Annotated in this window: 13 protein-coding genes and 2 pseudogenes; 10 read left to right on the top strand and 5 right to left on the bottom strand. The window is 41.0% G+C overall.

Going from position 1 to position 19,518, the window contains the following annotated elements; translation table 11 throughout:
- Positions 1–277 precede the first annotated feature (277 nt).
- The 5 genes and pseudogenes from lipB to B5D77_RS16775 form a co-directional block, all read left to right on the top strand.
- Positions 278–946 carry a lipoyl(octanoyl) transferase LipB gene (gene lipB, locus B5D77_RS16750; protein WP_106909235.1) on the top strand — a complete coding sequence of 223 codons (669 nt, stop codon included), beginning with the start codon at positions 278–280 and terminating at the stop codon, positions 944–946.
- Between the two features lies 1 nt (position 947).
- A complete protein-coding gene (locus B5D77_RS16755; protein ID WP_039900171.1) occupies positions 948–2,210 on the top strand; it encodes a pentapeptide repeat-containing protein in 1,263 nt (420 codons plus the stop codon).
- A 661-nt stretch (positions 2,211–2,871) separates the two neighbouring features.
- Positions 2,872–3,747 (top strand): annotated as a pseudogene (locus B5D77_RS16765) (IS4 family transposase); the annotation flags it as partial.
- A 180-nt stretch (positions 3,748–3,927) separates the two neighbouring features.
- Entirely contained in the window at positions 3,928–5,142 is a 1,215-nt protein-coding gene (locus B5D77_RS16770) for an ISL3-like element ISMae36 family transposase (RefSeq protein WP_106909237.1), read from the top strand.
- A 20-nt stretch (positions 5,143–5,162) separates the two neighbouring features.
- A pseudogene (locus B5D77_RS16775) lies at positions 5,163–5,711 on the top strand (IS4 family transposase); the annotation flags it as partial.
- Positions 5,712–5,878: 167 nt separating this feature from the next.
- Here the strand turns inward: B5D77_RS16775 and B5D77_RS16780 are convergent.
- The gene (locus B5D77_RS16780) at positions 5,879–7,075 is read right to left on the bottom strand and encodes a homocysteine biosynthesis protein (RefSeq protein ID WP_106909238.1); all 1,197 of its coding nucleotides are present in this window, start codon (positions 7,073–7,075) and stop codon (positions 5,879–5,881) included.
- Between the two features lie 349 nt (positions 7,076–7,424).
- On the opposite strand from B5D77_RS16780, the gene B5D77_RS16785 reads away from it, so the two are divergent.
- Both B5D77_RS16785 and B5D77_RS16790 read left to right on the top strand, forming a co-directional pair.
- Positions 7,425–8,351, top strand: a complete 927-nt coding sequence (locus tag B5D77_RS16785; protein ID WP_106909239.1) for a class I SAM-dependent methyltransferase — start codon at positions 7,425–7,427, stop codon at positions 8,349–8,351.
- A 14-nt stretch (positions 8,352–8,365) separates the two neighbouring features.
- Positions 8,366–9,019 (top strand): HupE/UreJ family protein, encoded by a 654-nt coding sequence (locus B5D77_RS16790; RefSeq protein WP_008203015.1) that lies wholly within the window; start codon positions 8,366–8,368, stop codon positions 9,017–9,019.
- A 181-nt stretch (positions 9,020–9,200) separates the two neighbouring features.
- Here the strand turns inward: B5D77_RS16790 and B5D77_RS16795 are convergent, their stop codons facing one another.
- Positions 9,201–10,205 carry a helix-turn-helix domain-containing protein gene (locus B5D77_RS16795; protein WP_106909240.1) on the bottom strand — a complete coding sequence of 335 codons (1,005 nt, stop codon included), beginning with the start codon at positions 10,203–10,205 and terminating at the stop codon, positions 9,201–9,203.
- 200 nt (positions 10,206–10,405) lie between these two features.
- Between B5D77_RS16795 and B5D77_RS27335 the strand changes: the two genes are divergently transcribed.
- Together B5D77_RS27335 and B5D77_RS16810 are read left to right on the top strand one after the other, a co-directional pair.
- Entirely contained in the window at positions 10,406–11,149 is a 744-nt protein-coding gene (locus tag B5D77_RS27335; protein WP_008203021.1) for a hypothetical protein, read from the top strand.
- A 289-nt stretch (positions 11,150–11,438) separates the two neighbouring features.
- Entirely contained in the window at positions 11,439–12,053 is a 615-nt protein-coding gene (locus B5D77_RS16810; RefSeq protein ID WP_106909241.1) for a Uma2 family endonuclease, read from the top strand.
- 327 nt (positions 12,054–12,380) lie between these two features.
- Here the strand turns inward: B5D77_RS16810 and B5D77_RS16815 are convergent, their stop codons facing one another.
- Positions 12,381–13,214, bottom strand: coding sequence for a GIY-YIG nuclease family protein (locus B5D77_RS16815; RefSeq protein WP_106909242.1), 834 nt, complete (start codon positions 13,212–13,214; stop codon positions 12,381–12,383).
- Positions 13,215–13,938: 724 nt separating this feature from the next.
- Between B5D77_RS16815 and B5D77_RS16820 the strand changes: the two genes are divergently transcribed.
- Complete coding sequence (locus B5D77_RS16820; protein WP_106909243.1) at positions 13,939–16,689, top strand: glycerol-3-phosphate acyltransferase; 2,751 nt, start codon at positions 13,939–13,941, stop codon at positions 16,687–16,689.
- Positions 16,690–16,795: 106 nt separating this feature from the next.
- On the opposite strand, the gene B5D77_RS27790 is transcribed toward B5D77_RS16820, so the two are convergent.
- Together B5D77_RS27790 and B5D77_RS16830 are read right to left on the bottom strand one after the other, a co-directional pair.
- Entirely contained in the window at positions 16,796–16,927 is a 132-nt protein-coding gene (locus B5D77_RS27790) for a hypothetical protein (RefSeq protein WP_256386885.1), read from the bottom strand.
- 310 nt (positions 16,928–17,237) lie between these two features.
- Positions 17,238–19,394 carry a putative PEP-binding protein gene (locus tag B5D77_RS16830; RefSeq protein ID WP_106909244.1) on the bottom strand — a complete coding sequence of 719 codons (2,157 nt, stop codon included), beginning with the start codon at positions 19,392–19,394 and terminating at the stop codon, positions 17,238–17,240.
- Positions 19,395–19,518 lie beyond the last annotated feature (124 nt).

The following is a 19,518-nucleotide window of genomic DNA, read 5'->3' on the forward strand; positions in this document are numbered from 1 at the left end:
ATTTGCAACTGGATTTATCTACCTCTATTCTAACAAGTTTCTGCAAAGCTTCTCTTAACAGAAGTGCGAAGTTCTGTTAACTTTTATTTAAAGAAACCGATTTTGGCCGCCAGCTAGGGAATCCGGTGATTGTTTCTCCTGTGCGACGGTTAACATCCGAATAGATGGGATATCCTTAGATTAGCACTTAGTATTCTCCCCGACATATATATCTTCCCTTCTTTTAATCTTCCTTTGCGCTCTTTTACATTTCTTAAATATTTTGACAAATCTCGCAATGAATGCTCAAAAAATACCTCGTCTCTGTGGGCTGAAAATTCAGGCAATTACTCCCTATTCTCTGGCCTGGGCGCAACAGCGATCGCTGGTGGCGGCGAGAATTGCCGATCCCGACTTACCCGATGTGCTGCTGCTGCTGGAACATCCCCCCGTTTACACCCTTGGTACTGGTTCAGATATTAAGTTTATTAAATTTAATCTTGACAAAACCGACAAAGAAGTGTACCGAATCGAGCGAGGAGGGGAAGTCACCTATCACTGTCCGGGGCAGTTAGTGGGCTATCCAATCCTCAATTTGCGCTATTATCAGCAGGATTTACACTGGTATTTGCGACAATTAGAAGAAGTCATCCTGCAAACTATAGCTATTTATGGATTGTCGGGGGCAAGAATCGGGGGCTTGACAGGGGTATGGGTAGAAGGGTATAAAATAGCGGCGATCGGTATTAAAGTTAGTCGTTGGATTACCTATCATGGTTTTGCCATCAATGTTTGTCCGGATTTAAGCGGGTTTGCCGAGATTATTCCCTGTGGGATTGCTAATAAACCCGTGGGCAGTTTAGAGCAGTTTCTGCCTAATATTAGTCTTATGCAAGTACAGCAAGATTTATCGAGGGTTTTCGCTTCAGTTTTCGGTGTGGAATTATTTTCTCTTGACAAGGATTAATATGAGCGATCGCAAAGACCCAGAAAAACTCACCGTGGAAAATAGGGCTGATAACCCCGAAAATAACGGTAAAACCAGTTTATCGGCCCCCGATGCCTCCGAATACGTCTCCTCTTTATCTTCGCGTAATCCCGTGCGTCAGCGCATCCTAGTATTAAAAGATCTTCGACCGGGTAACGCGGGGTTACTACTGGCCCCCCTGATGCTGATGACCATCGGCCTGGTCTTTAGCTGGGACTGGTTAGGCTTTTCTGGGGCGATAGTAGCGATATTAATATCTTTACAGGTGATTTTGCCCTCTATTCGCCAGTGGATCGCCCATTATCTCACTCCCTCTGAACGTCAGACGGTTTTCGCTTTTATAGTTTTTATAGCTGCTCTGGCCGGATTAGGGAAATATTTAGGAGTTTACGAGCGCATATTGCGATGGTTAGACAGTTTTAAATACGATGAGTTCGGTTCCTGGGCCGAGTGGGTGGGGGCCTTGGGACAGATTATGATCGCCGTGTTAGCCGTCTATGTGGCCTGGGAACAGTACGTTATTTCTAAGGATTTAACCATACAGCAAAATCGCATTACCCAACAACAGACGATCGATTCCTATTTTCAGGGGATTTCCGATCTAGCCTTGGATGAGGAGGGATTTTTAGAAGATTGGCCCCAGGAAAGAGCGATCGCAGAAGGTCGCACCGCTTCCATCCTCAGCAGTGTCGATGCCTCTGGAAAAGCGAAAATACTGCGTTTTTTGAGTCAATCGCGGCTATTATCACCGATTAAACGCGATCGTTATCTAGGCCGACCGATTCTAGACGGGGAAGGGGGTTACGCGGAGGATCGAGAGTTCGGTACAAGAGTAGTACAACTGGGGGTAATGTTAGCGGGGTCCGACATTTCCGGGCAGGATCTGCGCTGGACCGATTTAAGCGAAGCGAATATGGTGCGGGCCGATTTAAGTTATAGCGATTTGGTAAAAGCAAATGTATCGCGGACAATTCTCTACGAAGCTAATTTAAGAGGGGCCGATATCAAGGGGATGCGTTTATTTTATGGTTCCCCAGAAAATGCTACCCCCCGCAGTCGCAGCGTTCCCCCCAATTATGACAGAGGAGAACACACGGGAGCAGTGGTAGAAAATGTCAATTTTACCGGGGTGAAAAACATGAGCGAGGAACAACGTCACTATTGTTGTCGTTGGTGCGGGGAAAAGTCCCGCGCAACCATTCCGGGGGGATGTGCTGATATTGCCAATCTTTTAGGTCGTTAACGAAGGCAGTCGGCAGTCCTGATGTCAAAGTTGGCACCGCCAAGCATGAGAATATTCTGATTGACGAATTGGCGTTATTTCAGCCTCTATTTTCAAGTCAGTGCCTCTCCTGATATGTATCCTATACTCAACGGATTTAGTATTACTTTCCACTTGATCACTCAATCCAAGCTTTTGGGGGGTTCTACCCCCCAAACCCCCCGTTGGGGGCGTGGCGCCGCCCCCAAACCCCCCGCGCATTAGTTTTTCGGTGAGATGCTTACACGCAGCTGCTAATACATTGGTAATAATTTCAGAGTCACTCCACTTGCAAGAGTGCCTCTCCTGATATGTAGCTTATACTCAACGGATTTAGTATGAATAATTAGGGTTTGCTGAATAAATCTAAAAACCTTGTTGGATAATATCTTTAGGCTTTTTTGAAATCAAAAAGTGGCAGCCCTTGGCGTGATCGGGGGGGAAATTTAGGCTCTTTTTCCCTGAAAATTAGGTAGTTGGCCGCCTCAAAACCAGTAAAACCCCACACCCCACCTGCCCCCCCGATGTCGGCTATCCATTAGTCAGATCTTTCTTAACAAAAAGAGAAGAAACTTAAAAAAAGGGGAAACGATTGATAGGTATAGTTTTGAAAGAAGGAATTAAGGTGGAGGTAAGCAAAAAAATGGAGAAATGGGCAGCCCAAGAATTACAGTATGCAGACCTAGGGGACACCAGAAGAAAGAAAAGGTTAATCAGTATCGTAGAAAACTTGGCCAGCCAACCTAGTACAAGTGTGCCACAAGCTTCGGGAAATCTAGCCGCCGCCAGTGCCACCTACGACTTTTGGAATTCCCCCTATTTTCACCCCTCAGATATAATTGCCGCCCAAGCTAAAAGTACAGTAGAAAGAATCAAAGAACATCCAATAGTTTTGGCAGTGCAAGACACAACAAGTTTAGACTTTACGACGCAAAAAGCCAAAAAAGGAATGGGTTATCTAGATTGTAAAACATCCTTTGGTCTCAAAGTTCATACCACCTTAGGAGTCTCAGCGCAAGGAGTACCTTTAGGACTGATTAATCAATATGTCTGGGCAAGAGAAGAAAAGAATTTAGGGATTGCCAAGCAAAGAAAAAAAAGAGAAACTCAAGAAAAAGAAAGTCAAAGATGGTTAGATTCTTTGTCAGAAACACAACAACAAATACCCGAAGAAATTCAAGTCGTAACAATCGGAGATTCTGAGGCAGACATATTTGATTTATTTGCCCAGTCAAGAAATCCTAACTCTCATTTATTAATTCGAGGAACTCATAACCGAAAAGTTAACTATCTCGAAGACAAGCAAAGGTCAGGGCATCCAGAGACTAAATATTTACATCAATCCATCAGAGAAATAAAAGCCTGTGGTAGCCTAGATGTGCAAGTAAAACGCAATCCTAATCACGAGGCTAGACTAGCTAAACTAACAGTTAGATTTGCCAGTTTTGAAATACAAGTACCTAAGCATCACTCGAAAGCGAACCCTCGTCAACCGGTCAAATTACAGGTAATTTTAGCGGCTCTTCGGGAATTGTTATGCAAATAATTAACTTAAAATAAAATTCGATGAGAGTACTTAAGCTCAAAAGTAGCTGAAATCCATACGGGGAAGGACTTAAGGCACAAACAGGTTAATGCCAAAAGATAGACAATTGAGTTAAGATTTGATATAATAGCCAAAAACCAGAGTATTTTACTTATGATACTTGACAAATTTTTGAACCTAAAAGGAACGTCTATTCAAGGCTATCTACACCTAGAAAATATCGGTATAGTTTGCCGAATCGAATCGAAAAATCAAAAAGCAACCTGTCCTCATTGTGGGTTAGAGAGCGATAAACTCCACCAAAATCATCGACATTTAGTCAAAGATTTACCAATCTCAGGACAACCAGTGTACCTACAGGTTAATCGTCGTCAATTTAAGTGCGATAATTGTCGAAAACCCTTTAGTGAAGAGTTAGATTTTGTCGCCAAGAAACGAACCTATACGAAAAGACTAGCCGAGAATATACTCGAACAATTAAAAGAAGGAGATATTTTAAATGTTAGCCGAAGAAATGACGTAACGGAAGAAGAGATTCAAAGAATGATAGAGGACATCGCCGAAGAAATTACAGAGCCAGACCTATCGGAATTAAAAAGACTAGGAATTGATGAAATCGCTCTAGTCAAAGGGCAAAAAAATTACTGTGCAGTTTTAGTAAATTTAGATACGGGAAAACTAATAGCTATTCTAGAGAAGCGAACACAAGAAGAGTTGAGGGAAACGCTTACGGGGTGGGGAAAAGAGGTGTTAGAGCAAATTGAAGAAGTGAGCATAGACCTTTGGTTGCCCTATAAAAATCTGGTGAAAGAATTGATGCCATCGGCCGAGGTAGTCGCTGATAGATTCCATGTAATGAAACAAATTAATCAAGAGTTAGACGAACAGAGAAGAGCAGAAAAAAGAGCGGTAGAAGCGCAGAAAAATAAAAAACAGAAAGCGGAAAAAGAAGCGAAGCTAGAAGTTTTAAAGCGAAGTAAATATAGCTTGTTAAAAAATGAAAAAGATTTAACGGAACCCCAAAAAATCAAACTAGAAGCTATCAAAGAAACTTTTCCAAATTTGAAAAAGATGCAGGAATTAAAGGAAGAATTTAGAAAGATTTATGAAACCTCAGAGAATCCGACAGAGGGAATGCTATCCATCTCGGAATGGTTGGCAAAATCCTCCAGTGTTTTTACCAAGAGTTGTCAAACAATCCGAAACTGGTTTGGAGAAATAATTAGTTATTTTGAGCGAAGGACAACGAATGGGGTGGTCGAGGGAATCAACAATAAACTTAAACTAATAAAACGGAGAGGCTATGGCTTTAGAAACTTTCGGAATTTTTGGGTTAGAAGTATGTTGTCTTGGCATCTTGTCTGTTGATTTAGCATAAAGAGTAACGAAGAGCCATTTTAGCTGAAGAAGAAAATCCGCGTCCTGGAGTTAATCCTATCAGTTGGCTCCTCTTAACTAGCCTAGACATTAGTAGCTTTGAATCAGCGATAACCTGTGTGCGCTGGTATAGTTATCGCTGGTTAATAGAACGCTATCATTTTGTTTTAAAAAGTGGTTGTGGATTAGAAAAACTGCAATTAGAAACGGGTCGGAGAATTGAGATGGCCTTAGCTACCTATTCAATTGTAGCTTGGAGATTACTTTGGTTAACCTATCAAGCACGCTTACACGGAGAGGAGAGTTGTGAAAGTTTTTTGGAAGAACATGAATGGCAATCTTTGTGTGCCACTATTCATAAAAAGAGTCCGCCACCTGAAAAGCCGCCCTCCTTTCGAGAAGCGGTCAGAATGATTGCTTCTCTTGGGGGGTTTTTAGGTAGAAAAGGTGACGGTGAACCAGGTGTTAAAACTATTTGGTTGGGACTGCGAAGGTTACATGATATCAGCCAGACTTGGAAACTATCTCATCAAATTAGTTCCCCCATAGAACCCCCTTGAGCCATCTGGCACACTTTTCTCTTTTTGTCAAATTTTATGTTAAGAAAGATGTGACTAATGGATAGCCGATGTCGGGGGGGTTGGGGGGCCACACCCTGCCCCCACGAAAAAGTTTTTCAGCAAACCCTAATTGTAGTTGTGCCACCTGCACGCAATCCCTTAACTCCTCACTCAATTGATAATTTTCCGCCCCAACGATCCTGGGGGATAAAAGTCCGCTCTAGATTAATTTTTGCCACGGGTTCTGTGAGGGTAAATTCTCCCGATTCGATCAGTGCTTTTAATTCTAAAGCGGCTTCCCGGGACAGGGAAATACTGGCCAAAGGAGCCACCCTAACACTTTTTCCCTCGATCATAATCCGACCGCTTTTTAGTTTAGCGTAGGTGATTAAACCAAAGGTAGGACGGACTCGCCGGGGAATGGAAAAATCCACCACTGGAGCGACAATTTCCTCATCTTTTACCGCACAATGTCGAACAATTTCCTCGTTTAAAATTGGAATCGGTACTGCTACCCCTAACATTAAAGAAGCCCCATAATTTTTGAAATAACAACCCCGCACCCAACGAGCATTCATTTGTTTAGCATCCCCAATTAAGGCTAAGGTAGAAGCCGGTCCAATAGGAGTGCGATTTTGTAGGCGTTTTTGCAGGGGAAAATGTTGGGTTCCTTCCCAGGCAATATAACCGATTCCTCCTCCCAAAAAAATGCGCGTACCGATGCCGATAGCCTCTAAATCGGGGTCATTTAACAGGGGAGAAATTGCCCCGGGGTTAGAATAAACCGCATTACCTAATCGCGGCTGTAGTGGTCCCAAATAAGTATATAAAGTCCGCTCTCCCCCATTGACTCCGACGATAAAATTCTGGTAGAGATTGCGAGGATTAAAAAGATAAAATTGATTGATAGTCTCCTTAGAAATAATCGTTTCAAAAGAAGCGCGAGGATAACAATCGGTGGCCTGGCCCACAGCGCGCAATGGCAGCGATTTTCCAGCGATTAAATCCTCAATAATATGTCCGCCACCCCTTTCGGGATTTTCTCCCTCTAAATTCTCATTTTTGGCCGCTATATCACTAATAGCACTGGCCCCTAAGTATAAATCCACCGCCCCAAAACCAGCATAAGCAGGAATGCCATCTAACCAACATTGACGAATTTTTATCGGCGGATCTGTCTGACCTAAATTAATAATTGCCCCCGAAGATTCCATCGGTTCAAAGGTTCCCGTACAAACCACATCTACTTGGGAAAAAACCTCCTTAATTCCCATCTCGTTAACGCGGCTTTTTAATTCCTCTACTGTCCAGACTACAGCTGTTTTTTTAGCAATTTTGTCGTTGATTTCAGCGATTGTTCTCATGATAAGTAGCTGGTTATAATTAAATTGAAGATGGATCCCCCCTTAATCCCCCCTTAATAAGGGGGGCATCTGAAAGTTTTCAACACCTACCTACTTAAAAATTGGCAAGATGGGGGGTTAGGGAGCTTTTTGCTGTTGTCAGTAAACAGTAATCAGATTTGAGTTTTCAGTCAGTGGTATTAATTAACTGAGTAGTATTAAATGGCCATAACAGTGCTGTCTTTTCACCGATTACTGATTACTGATCACTGATTACTGATTACTGATTACTGATCACTGATTACTGATTACTGATCACTGATCACTGTTATAAGATGAGAAAGGGAAAATTTACGATCGAAGCTTTTCTATGACAGTTACACCCGTTCCGGCCTCCTTTAATCCTGTTTCTGGTCTAGTTAACCGTATTCTCGCCATAAAACCGCTTTTTGACATCGCTCGCTATCAGGCGCGCAATATGATGATTAAAAGAGCCGAAAAACTAGGCGTACCTTGGCGGGAAACCGTCAAACAATGGCAGCAACGGGATTGGAGTCGGGAACTGCAAGCGGTAGAAAATCCCGATATCGTCTATCCCGAATACTACGTTTGTTCTTTCCACGCTTACGAAAAGGGCAATTTAGACTGGTTGCCAGCTTTTGAGGTAGAATCTGCCGCCTATGCTGTCCATTCTACCATCTGGCCCGGGGCGGGGATTGACGGCGATCCGCGATTGCGGCGGGAATATCACCGGATATTGAAGGAGCAAATCAGGGCAGAAATTAACGATATTGTCGATTTAGGCTGTAGTGTCGGCATGAGCAGCTTTGCGCTGCAAGATACTTATCCTCAAGCGCGGGTAACTGGGTTAGATCTCTCTCCCTACTATTTAGCCGTTGCCCAATACCAAGCTCAACAAAAACAAAAGACGATTCAATGGCAACACGCGGCGGCGGAAAAAACTCAATTACCCAGTCAGTCCTACGATCTGGTATCTTCGTTTTTAATGTTCCACGAACTACCCCAACAGGCTACTAGAGAAATTTTCGCCGAAGCGCGTCGTTTATTGCGATCGGGAGGTTATTTGACGCTGATGGATATGAATCCGCGCTCGGAAATTTATCGAAAAATGCCCCCTTATGTCCTAACCTTACTCAAGAGTACCGAACCCTATCTCGATCAATATTTTACTCTCGATATCGAACAGGCATTAGTTGAAGCGGGGTTTCAAGCACCGATCATTACCCCCACCAGTCCCCGACACCGGGCGATTGTTGCGCGGGTTTCCGAATCATAATTTTGAGGTAATCAATGAAGATAATTTTTCGTCAAAGCTGGACAAGGATATTAACTATTGTCCCCCTATTCTTGTTAATTTTTGCCGGCAAAACCCTCGCCCATCATGCCATGGCAGGGCAAACTCCCGATAATTTTTTGAACGGATTTTTATCGGGTTTAGCTCACCCAGTTATCGGTTTAGATCATTTAGCTTTTGTGGTGGCTAGTGGTTTAATTGCTGTGGGGATGGAACAGGGTTTATTAATTCCGATCGCTTTTGCAATTGCTACTTTAATCGGGACGGGTATTCATTTACAGGGAATAAGTTTACTTTTTCCTGAGGGGATTGTTGCCCTTTCTGTGGTGATTTTTGGCGTGATTTTAACCCTAAAAAAAGGTTTACAAAATCCTTCTAATCTCTATACGATCGCTCTGTCCACTTTGGCAATGATCGCGGGAATTTTTCACGGTTATGCCTACGGAGAATCAATTATCGGGGCGCAAGTTGCCGCTTTAGTTGCCTATTTAATCGGTTTTACCGTCATCCAATTAGCGATCGCAGCTGGGGCTTTTTTCCTTGGCGGTGTCATCAAGGAAAAATTAGCCAAGCAAGCGACTCTAATTAGTAAGTTCATCGGATTGGCAATTATGGCGATCGGTACAACTTTTTTAGTGGGAATTAAGTAAATTAATCTCGATGGGGCTAATTATTAATGGCTCTCTTGAGGTTATGAGATCGAAGAAAGGGCGTACAATATACGCCCCTGCCAAACAAGTGCCAGAGAGCCGCTCAATTGAAAGAGGAGTTAGGAATTGAGTTCTCAAAATAAATCTAACAATAATCCTAATTCCTACCCCCACTATTTTTTTAGGTTTCCGAGGGGAAGTAACCAAAGAGTTTTTTATAATCAGAGGCCAGATATCCTCGGTGAAAAAAACCTAATTCTTCGGCAATTTCATGAATTAATTTTGTCTGATTATTTTGGTGAAGAGATTGATGTAAAGCATTAAGACGAAGCAATTTAAAATAACTGTAAGGAGACATTTGATAGAAGTCTTTAAATATATATTCTAAGGTGCGTTGACTTACTTTTAATTCTTGACAAATCGTTGGAATAGTCAGATCAGAACGCAGATTTTTTCTCATCATTTCTTCGGCTTTTTTGAGGATATAGGTGCGTCTGATAGTGTTTTTAGCGGTTTTAATATCTTTGGTTACTGCTAAAGTCAAAAGAAAATCTTTGACAATTTCTTCTTTTAATTTTTGACGGACAAAATTCAATCTTAATGCTTTTCTTTGTTCAGATATTTGTTGGTGATCTAAATTAAATAGCATTTGATAAAGTTGATGACAAGATTGTTGGAGATGACGAATTTTTTCCGCTGGGCAAATCACAATAGAAGAAGCAGCAGAATTTAAAAACTTTTTCGCTTCTGGTAACTCTAAAGTTTGGCACAATTGTTGCAGATAATTATCATGAACGTAAAGCTGAAAACGATTGGAAAAAGGATGTTGAAAAACGGAAATTTCTGATTGAGGAGGGATAATCCCCAGATAGTTATTTTCTAATGGATACAAATTTTGGAAGAAGACAGAATTTACCTGAACAGGAATCGCAAAAACCCACATTTTAGAATGGATTACTCCCGCAACATTCGTTAAACAATTACGTTGCGATAATTCTAACATCACTTCATCGATGATAATCCTTGAAAGATACCCTTCAAAATTATCGCCACTGAGTTGTAAAGCATCTAAGTTGACAAATTCTCGATTCTGAAAATAGCGAGAAAAGTCACAAAAATATTCACTTTTAAAGGTTAATTTCTGAGAATCAATTAAAATATTGGTCTTATTGTCAAAAATAAACATCTATATATAACTACTTGGTTATTGAGTAAAATAAAGCTTTTTTGCCCGTCAATTTAAAAACTTGCGTTTTTTGGATCATCTTAGCATAGAGGACTGAGTAGTATGAATTACAGCAAAGTTGATTTGTTAATTTTTTCCATCAGTGTCATCCAGGTTAAATCTCTCACTTTTTTTCGTTATCGATTACCAAGGGGATTTCAATGGCTGAACAATATATGCCACTTGAAGATTGCTCTGGGTGTGGGGTATTGGGTGGAGAAATTCCTCAATTACGTCCCCCGGCATTTTCTGATGACTCAAAATATACCACATTTAGCTATACCTATTATCCAGATTCTTCGGTACTTGTTATGCAATCAAAAATACCGGACTTGACCCATAAGGTTTTCAGGATAAGCAAAGAGTCCCTAGCATACTACCTACCGAAGAACCGTTATCTGGGGGGATCAGAAATTTCCGCCGCCGTCACTCCCAATATTAGCACTCGTTTCTATGCCATCCAAGCAACTATTGATTTCTCCAAAGCTAAAGGGGACTTACAAGCTGTTCTGATGGCGCACGGCGGCTGTTTTGGTGGACATAGTTTCTACATCTATCAGGGAAAACTATGTTATGTCTATAACTGGTTAGGGCAACAACAGAAGATCACTTGTGAACTTCCCCGTCTTAGTGGCGAGATGACACTCAAAGTTGAATTTACCAAAACAAAGCTCATCGCTCCTTCCGATGAAAAGTTGGATGACAGCACAATAGATAAGATGAAACTGTATATTAATAACATTGAACAAAATGTCGATATTATCAGAACTTTCTCAAATCATACTCCTAACTTTCTAACTCAATATAAACACGAGATTCCTTATGAGTTTCAAGGTGCGAAGCTGCGAAGAATTATCGTTACTATTACTAATGATATTACTGCGATAAATGATGATCAATTATGAGCGATTAAGTACCTAAGCAAAATCAACTACACATCTAAGCCGCCTGTCTAGAAAACGGGTTTCTTTAAGAAACCCGTTTTCTGGTGGATGGGCTGGAGACCTCTTTATAAACTTACTAGGCGGCTCCAGTGGTAAAGAATTTTATCAGGGTGTAATATTGCCAAATTTGGCAGCGATAGTGCGATAGCAGATTGTGTAGAGATTCTGTAGGATGAGCATTGCCCGCCCTACATTCAAGGTAAAATGGAGTCAAGAAAGTTAGTAGAGAGAGAATGCTATTTTGCCAGCTATGAGCCAAACTTTACCTAAAACTGTTAATTTCGAGGAATTTGTCCCTTGGCTGCCTGAAAATTCGGGAGTGCGTTATGAGCTACACAAGGGAAATATTATTGAAATGGCACAACCCGCAGGAGAACACGAGGAAATCAAAGGATTTTTAACTGTTAAACTCAGTGGAATAATTGATAGACTAGGGCTTCCTTATTTAATTCCTAACCAAGCGATTGTCAGACCTGCTGGTAAAAATTCTGGTTATTTTCCCGATGTATTAGTGCTAAATCGAACCAAGCTCGCTCAGGAAAAATTATGGAAAAAAGAATCAATTATTAGTGAGGGTGCATCTATCCCTCTGATTATTGAAGTGGTATCGACTAACTGGCGTGATGATTACTACTTAAAATTTGCTGATTATGAAGAAATGGGTATTCCTGAATATTGGATTGTCGATTATGCAGTCTTGGGTGGACGTAATTTTCTCGGCACTCCTAAACAACCGACCATCTCTGTTTGTCGCTTAGTTGAGGAAGAATATCAAATTCGGCAATTTCGAGACAGCGATCGCCTAATTTCCCAGACTTTCACGGAATTAAATCTCACTGTCAATCAGATTTTCTTAAGTCTGTAGGGTGTGTATCGTCCACCTTACTCTTTTCGCTTTTTTCTTCAGTTTGAGGGGTTGATTTTGCCACTTAAAATCGGCAATTATTGCCTTTATTTGCTCCATCTGCTTGGGTTTTTAAGCCATTAAGCTCAATTTATTTTATCGCTTTGACTCATTGTCAGCTGTAGAACATTTAGATTGGTTATTTAGGCAAGGGAACAGGGAACAGGAAAAGGGAGGCTCTCTCTCAACAAATTTGGCGGGCTATTCCCTTAAGTTGACAGCAATGAACGCTTGCGCCCAAAATGTAATATAGATATTTCTACAAAATTGAGATGCACCCATTCAAGATTACCCTTCAATCCAAAGTAACGGAACTAAATCATCGACAAAGTATGATAAATCCGCAAAATCATCAGGATATTGATTAGACATTCTCTTAAAATCATGTTCTGGGATTGTTCTCATTTTTACCCCAGCAAGTTTTTGAAAATTTGTTATTGATTTAATCTGTTTATAATTATCGGTAGGGGTGATAGAGATTATCACTCCATTACAGGCCATTTCCCAATGATTATTATAGGAACGATTCTGACGAGCTAGGGCTTTTTGTGCGCGACTGCCTATTTGAAAATCTTCTGGCCCCCTGATTCTTCCCCAAGGTTTTCTTCTAATCTTAAAACTGGTATTTATATTATTATTTTCTTGAATAAAATTTTTAATCTTTGCGGCTGTCCCTTTCGGAGAACAATCTGTCCAGTCATATTTCAAATGAATATGTGGTAGCTCTTGAGAAGTTTGTGGTTTAAACCCAATAATGATTAATCGTCGAGAAAATTCCCCGAGAAAATCTCGGAAGACTAACTCTGATGGTACAACTTGTGGAGATTTAACTTCTGTTTTATTTAGCAAAGGTTGAAAATGTTTAATTAGATATAGTTCAATTTCATTTAATTCTTCATTATTGCAAGCTTGCCAAGCTATTCTTACAGGATAATCTTGATTAATTTCTTGTAATTGATATATACGATGATGATTTTTCCAGCGATTTAAAAGATTAACTGCTTGACCAATATAAAGAATTCTACTTTGAGAATCGATAGCAAAATATATAGCCGAACAATCAGGAAGTTGATTTAAATTATCTAGTTCTACTGAAGACATTGCCAAAGGATCGAGCAGCATAAACCTAGTCTTATTTTATTTCCAAGATAATAATTTTCTGTAATTGCTATCAATTATAACTCATTGTTGGCTTAATTTTTTAAGGTAAGGGTTTTAAAATTGCCGTAACCTTACAGTGCCGAGAGTGCAATCGCCAATTGGCTCGCTCAAACCCTAATCAATTCCTTAACCTCAAAATGGTCTTTTTGTACTAACAAATATTCGAGTAGAACGCTCAATGCGTTTGCTAGACTACATTTGAGACAATTGATCAAATTTTCGGTTCCAGAAACGAGCCAACGGTGAGTGATAAAATTCATGTCAGCGAAGAAGTCCGTCAAGCTGTGGAAGAAGAAGGAGTCTAAGATAGTTTATTTACATCCTTACTCTCTCGACTTTACCTCGATTGAAAACTCTTGAAAACTTTTGCCCAAAAGCCAAGTCTATCTTGGTAAAATTACAAACGAAAAATTATCGAGACTTAGACAAGGCTCTCGAAGAAGCTTTTAAGGCAGTCTCCAAGAAAGACACCCGTAATTGCTGCAATCACTGTTGTCATTATACCTCATCTGTCCGAGAAAGGCTGTAAGTATTTATAAAGTAAAATTTAAAATAAATAATGTCGTGGGTTGGTAGAGCTAAAATACTATATAAGAGTTAAGGGAGTGTGGACGGAATTATTCTAATCACGATACCTGACGGGACTCCACCGAGAAGTAACTATTTTTTAGAGCCAGAAAATATAATGACAGAAATTTGGGGATCCCTATTTATTTTTTTAGTCTGTCCTATCATCGGGGGATTGCCTCTGATCGATTGGATAAATTATCTCGTAACTGGACGTAAATTATCCCAATTAGGTACTGGTAATATCGGTGTAACTGCCGCTTTTTACCATGGGGGTAAATTAGTGGGAATTTTGGCGGTAATTTCGGAAGCAGCCAAGGGAATTATCGTTATTTTCCTAACCCGTTTATTTTTTCCCACCGGCTCCACGTGGGAATTATTAGCTTTAATTGCCTTAGTCATGGGGCGCTATTGGTTAGGAAAAGGTGCAGGAACTACTAATGTTTTCTGGGGATTAATCGTTCACGATTTTGCCGCCGTTTTTCTCACCTCAATTATCAGTGGGATTAGCTTTACTATTTTTCGAGAAAAATCTACGGGTAGATTGGTAGGATTATTTTTATTAGCTTTGATTCTCACCTTGCGCCGTCCCCACGATTCAGGTTATATTATAAGTGCCATTGCTTTAGCCTGTTTATTAGGGGCAATTTTTCAAAAAATCGCCGACGATTTAGACTTACCTGAAGCAAGTGTTAACAATGAATCAAAAACTATGTTTCGTTTTTTTCGTGGAGATCGATCGATCCAAACTCTTGATGACAATCTGGCAGCTTCAAAAGTGGGACAAAAGGCCGCCACTTTAGCCGATCTTAAGCGTGCCGGTTATCCCATTCCTAGGGGTTGGGTTTTACCACCAGGAGATGATCCACAACCGTTAATAGAATCTCTTAATCCTGATATTAATCATCCCTTAGTCGTGCGATCTTCCGCTATTGGAGAAGATAGTGAAACCGCTTCATCTGCGGGACAATATACCACAATTCTTAACGTCATCAATCGAGAAAATTTAGCGGCGGCGATTTTAAGTTGCCAAACCTCCTATAATAGTCCTAATGCTGTTAATTATCGACTCGATCGAGGACAAGAAAACACGGCCATGGCTGTGTTAATCCAAGAACAAATTCGAGGAGTTTTTTCAGGAGTTGCCTTCAGTCGTGATCCGATTAATCCTCTCAGTTTAGATGTAGTTATTGAAGCTTTACCCGGAGATGCCACCAGAGTTGTATCGGGAAGAATCACCCCCGAAAGTTATCGAGTTAATTTAGAAGAAAATATCATCATCGGAGCGGGAGATATTCCCCCAGCTATTATTCAACAGGTAGCTAATCTTTGTCGGCAATTAGAAAACCTTGATCATGGCATTCCTCAAGATATAGAATGGACTCATGACGGACACAAATTATGGTTATTACAGTGCCGTCCTATCACTAATTTACAGCCAATTTGGACAAGAAAAATCGCAGCTGAAGTTATCCCCGGGGTAATTCGTCCCTTGCCTTGGTCAATTAATCGCCCCTTAACCTGTGGAGTTTGGGGAGATATTTTCAGTTTAGTTTTAGGCAAAAAAGCCCTCGATTTGGACTTCAATGAAACAGCGACTTTACACTATCAAAGAGCCTATTTTAATGCTTCTTTATTAGGCACAATTTTTCGTCGCATGGGATTACCTCCAGAAAGCTTAGAATTCCTGACCAAAGGGGCAAAGTTTACCAAACCACCTTTAACGGTAACCTTGGCTAATTCCCCCGGTTTATTAAAACTTTTAGGACGGGAATTACAGTTAGAAAAAGACTTTAGCCAAGATCAAAAAACCTATTTTATTCCGACGCTCGAAAAAATTAACGCTACTTCCCCAGAAGCTTTATCTTCAGGGGAGATTTTAGAGCAAATTGAGGAGATTCTAACCGTCTTAAAAAAAGCAACCTATTATAGTATTCTTGCCCCTCTTAGCTTCGCTTTGCGTCGCAGTATTTCGCAAGTACCTTTTGAGAGATTGGATAACTCCCAAGCACCAGAAATAGCCTCAATGCGATCGCTATCCGAACTGAGAAAAAATACGCTCGATCGAGATTTTGACTCAGCTTTTTCCCTCTGGTTAGAAACCTACGGTTATTTAAGCGAAGTGGGGACCGATATTTCGATACCGAGATGGCGAGAAAATCCCCCATATCTGCTACAACTACCCTTAGATATTCCGGTCAATAATAGCCATAAAAAAGTCAAATCTTCCCACAATGTCCAAAAAAGATTAAATATCAAAAACCAGGTAACTGAAATTTACTCCCGTCTTTTAGCTCACCTACGCTGGCATTTTCTCGCTTTGGAAACCCTCTGGTTACAGCAGCAAATATTATCGGAGACTGGAGATATATTTTATCTAAATTACTCAGAAGTTACCCAGTTAGGTCAGAATAATAAAATCGCCAATCTTAAGCAGATTATCCGTCAGCGTCGCCAACAATTCCAAGAAAACTCTCAATTAACCGATATTCCCTATATCGTTTATGGACAACCCCCGAAAAGAGAATTTTTAGTTTCAAATTTAACTGCCAAAAAACGCTTACAGGGAATTGCCGCTAGTGGGGGGACAGTGGAGGGACGAGTCAAAATTATGCCAACCTTACAAAATCTAGAAATTGCCCCTAATACTATTCTCGTTATTCCCTATACTGACTCAGGATGGTCGCCTTTATTATCCCGGGCCGTGGGCATTATTGCCGAGGTGGGGGGACAATTATCCCATGGTGCTATTATTGCCAGAGAATACGGAATTCCGGCGGTTATGGATGTGCATAATGCCATGAAATTGTTAAAAGATGGTCAATTAATTCGTCTCGATGGCACTCAAGGAATTATTGAAATTCTCTAGGCATTAGGGGACAAGCTTTTCCCTATCTAGGGTTTGCGGCAAAAAGTTTTTCCTGGGGACAGGGTGTAGGGTGTAGGGTGTAGGGTGTAGGGTGTGGGGAGTTTTCTCAGTTAACTGATAACTGATAACTGATAACTGATAACTGATAACTGACTCCTAACGCAATGTTGGTCAAATATAAGCAAAAATTATCTATTGACTCCACAAACTTGAGAATATTTAAATTAACATTCCGCAATATTTATAAATTCTTAAAAATTAATTGAGAAAGATTTTTATTTAACAACGATGTTACAATGGTTACAGCGATTTTACTGAATTTCATAGTGGGGTATTCTATGCTTTTTTGGGCAGCAAAGGTTGAAACCCTTGCCACACCTAGAAGGTAATCCTCATTAAGACAGGTAAATGAGTCAATTTCACCCACAACGATGATCTTTTTTTTGTGTAGTTTTATTGCAAAAAAAAAGTTTTTTTGACAAAAAGCACAAAGTATGGAGTGGGGTAGTGGGGAAGTGGGGTAGTGGGGAAGTGGGGTAGTTCGGAAGTTATCTGCTATTTTCCAATAAAAACCTTCTTTCGGCCCGAACAATTGCCTCTCTAGTGGCTAAAACTGCTTCCCTATCCACCGAAAGAGAAGTCACACCCCAAGCAATCAGATCATCGATAAGTTCAGGATACTGGACGATAGCCATGCCGCAAACGGAACAGGGAATCTGTAAAACTTTTGCCTGAGTGATAATTTGTTTTAAAGCCGCTCTGACTGCGGGATGACGGGCGTTAAAATATTCTGAGAAATGTTCTCGATCGCTACCTAAAAGTAATTGAGTTAAATCATTAGTACCAATAGCGAGCAATTGTACGCCCGCTTGCACATAATCCGCTAATTGAAAGATTACCCCCGGTACTTCCACCATTATCCCCAATTGGAAAGAAGGGACTTGAGTGAGTAAAGCCGATTGTACCCGTTGCCGGCAGAAAATAAATTCCTCAACCCCGCGGACAAAGGGAAGCAGTAAATTAATATTGGTGGCGCTGGTGGTTTGTACCCGTCGTAAAGCTTGCAATTCCAGATCGAATAGAGTCGGATCTAATATATAACCATGGGTTCCCCGACTGTCTTTAGCCGAATCTTGAGCATCAAAAGAACGGTAAAATAAAGGCTTAGGCTGGATACTAAGGGCAAATTGTGCGATTAAATCACTTAATCTCTCGATCAATGCTTCTTGATGCTCTGGCGTTAACCATTCTTCTAGATTACGCTGAGAAAGTAAGTCTAAAATCATCCATTCTGAGCGCAATAAACCGATCCCATCAATAGGCAGTTCTCGGATTCCGGCAATACTTTCAGTTTGACTGAGATTAACCATCAAACGGGTAGCAATTGCCGTGCCGTCGGTTTCTCTGGGGGGTGGAGGGGGCAAGGAAATCTGTTCCTGAGATGCTAGAGAAATAATTCCCCTTGTACCATCTACTAAAATTATCTCGCCTGAGCGGATAATTTCTGTGGCATTTTTCACCCCGACAACGGCAGGAATGGCTAATTCCCGGGCTAAAATGGCTCCATGGCTAGTTAATCCCCCCTGTTCCGTGATCATTGCTCGAATTTGGCGTAAATGGGGCAGTTTTTTCGGAGGTAAATTAGTAGTAACCAGAATGCAATCCTGAAAATTTGCCTCTGGGGAGTCGAAATTGCTGATCACTTTTGCCACTCCCGATGCCAACCCCGGGGATGCCCCTAATCCTCTTAAGGGATAATGGGATGTAGTGGGGGTGATTTCCTGACTGTGACAGTTGAGAATATAAATTTGACCATCCAGCATCATCAGCCATTCTATGCTGGTTAACGTCGGTTTTTCCGCCAGTAGAGATTGAACCAGTTGACAAAGGCGATCGAGGGCGAAATTATCTAAACAGTAGCTTTCCTGTAAACTGGGTGCTAATAATTGTGGTACAAGCAGATTACTGTCACTATTGAGATAATAAGCGCGGGATTTATTGCCTAATTGCCGACTGTGTAATTGACCGGAGCGATCGATAATGTAGGTATCCGGTGCCACTTCTCCATTAACTAAACTGTGTCCTAACCCCCAAACCGCCTGAATTTCCCAGTTATCCTCATTAATCAGCACATTTCCCGCACAATTAGCTGGTAATAACGGTTGTACCAGTAAAGATAATTGAATTTTTTCTAAACCAATTCCCATTTTTCGCCAATAAAATAGACTTTTGGCGTTGAATAACTCCGCCCAAGCTTGTTTTAGGGCATTTTCTAGATTATCTGCTTTAATTCCACTGATGGGGGCAGAAAATAAACCGAGAGTTCGCCGAGCCAGATTAGCTGGTAGGGAAAAGCGCCATACTAGGGTAGCCATCGATAATTGTGCCACGGCTGCCTCTAGTTCTTCTAACCAGAAAGGAGGAATTGGCGCTTGTAAAATGGCCCGCCGACTCTCGCGCGCCACTAATTGCAGAGCTTTGGCGTTATCTACGTCTAAATAGAGGGAAGATTGGGGAAAATCAGTCAGAAACGAGTCACCATTGTCGATAGTTTCCAAAAATTCCGCAAAAATGCGGTTAAAAATGGCAAATCCCCCGATAATTGGGTATCCTCGCTGATGTAATTCACTGGCAATAAAAGCTTTTTCCCCCACCAGGGGGCGATCAGAAGCACTAATGCGATCGAGCCAGCAGAGAATGGTCACGGGATTTATTAAGAATGGTGAAAGGATTATAAAATCATTGTGTGATTTTTGTAACTTTTTAGTTCTATCTGCTAGTTTAACTCACCGTCACCATCTTGAGGATGATCTGGGGAGTGGGAATTAT

The organism is Microcystis sp. MC19, from assembly GCF_003019735.1.
Taxonomy (GTDB): Bacteria; Cyanobacteriota; Cyanobacteriia; order Cyanobacteriales; family Microcystaceae; genus Microcystis.

Excerpts from the sequence above, each read along its gene's own strand:
- B5D77_RS16785 (WP_106909239.1), top strand. The coding sequence starts at position 7,425 with ATGACAGTTACACCCGTTCCGGCCTCCTTTAATCCTGTTTCTGGTCTA.
- B5D77_RS27335 (WP_008203021.1), top strand. The coding sequence starts at position 10,406 with ATGGCTGAACAATATATGCCACTTGAAGATTGCTCTGGGTGTGGGGTA.
- B5D77_RS16795 (WP_106909240.1), bottom strand. The coding sequence starts at position 10,205 with ATGTTTATTTTTGACAATAAGACCAATATTTTAATTGATTCTCAGAAA.
- B5D77_RS16810 (WP_106909241.1), top strand. The coding sequence starts at position 11,439 with ATGAGCCAAACTTTACCTAAAACTGTTAATTTCGAGGAATTTGTCCCT.
- B5D77_RS16755 (WP_039900171.1), top strand. The coding sequence starts at position 948 with ATGAGCGATCGCAAAGACCCAGAAAAACTCACCGTGGAAAATAGGGCT.
- B5D77_RS16815 (WP_106909242.1), bottom strand. The coding sequence starts at position 13,214 with ATGCTGCTCGATCCTTTGGCAATGTCTTCAGTAGAACTAGATAATTTA.
- B5D77_RS16770 (WP_106909237.1), top strand. The coding sequence starts at position 3,928 with ATGATACTTGACAAATTTTTGAACCTAAAAGGAACGTCTATTCAAGGC.
- B5D77_RS16780 (WP_106909238.1), bottom strand. The coding sequence starts at position 7,075 with ATGAGAACAATCGCTGAAATCAACGACAAAATTGCTAAAAAAACAGCT.
- B5D77_RS16790 (WP_008203015.1), top strand. The coding sequence starts at position 8,366 with ATGAAGATAATTTTTCGTCAAAGCTGGACAAGGATATTAACTATTGTC.
- B5D77_RS16820 (WP_106909243.1), top strand. The coding sequence starts at position 13,939 with ATGACAGAAATTTGGGGATCCCTATTTATTTTTTTAGTCTGTCCTATC.
- lipB (WP_106909235.1), top strand. The coding sequence starts at position 278 with ATGAATGCTCAAAAAATACCTCGTCTCTGTGGGCTGAAAATTCAGGCA.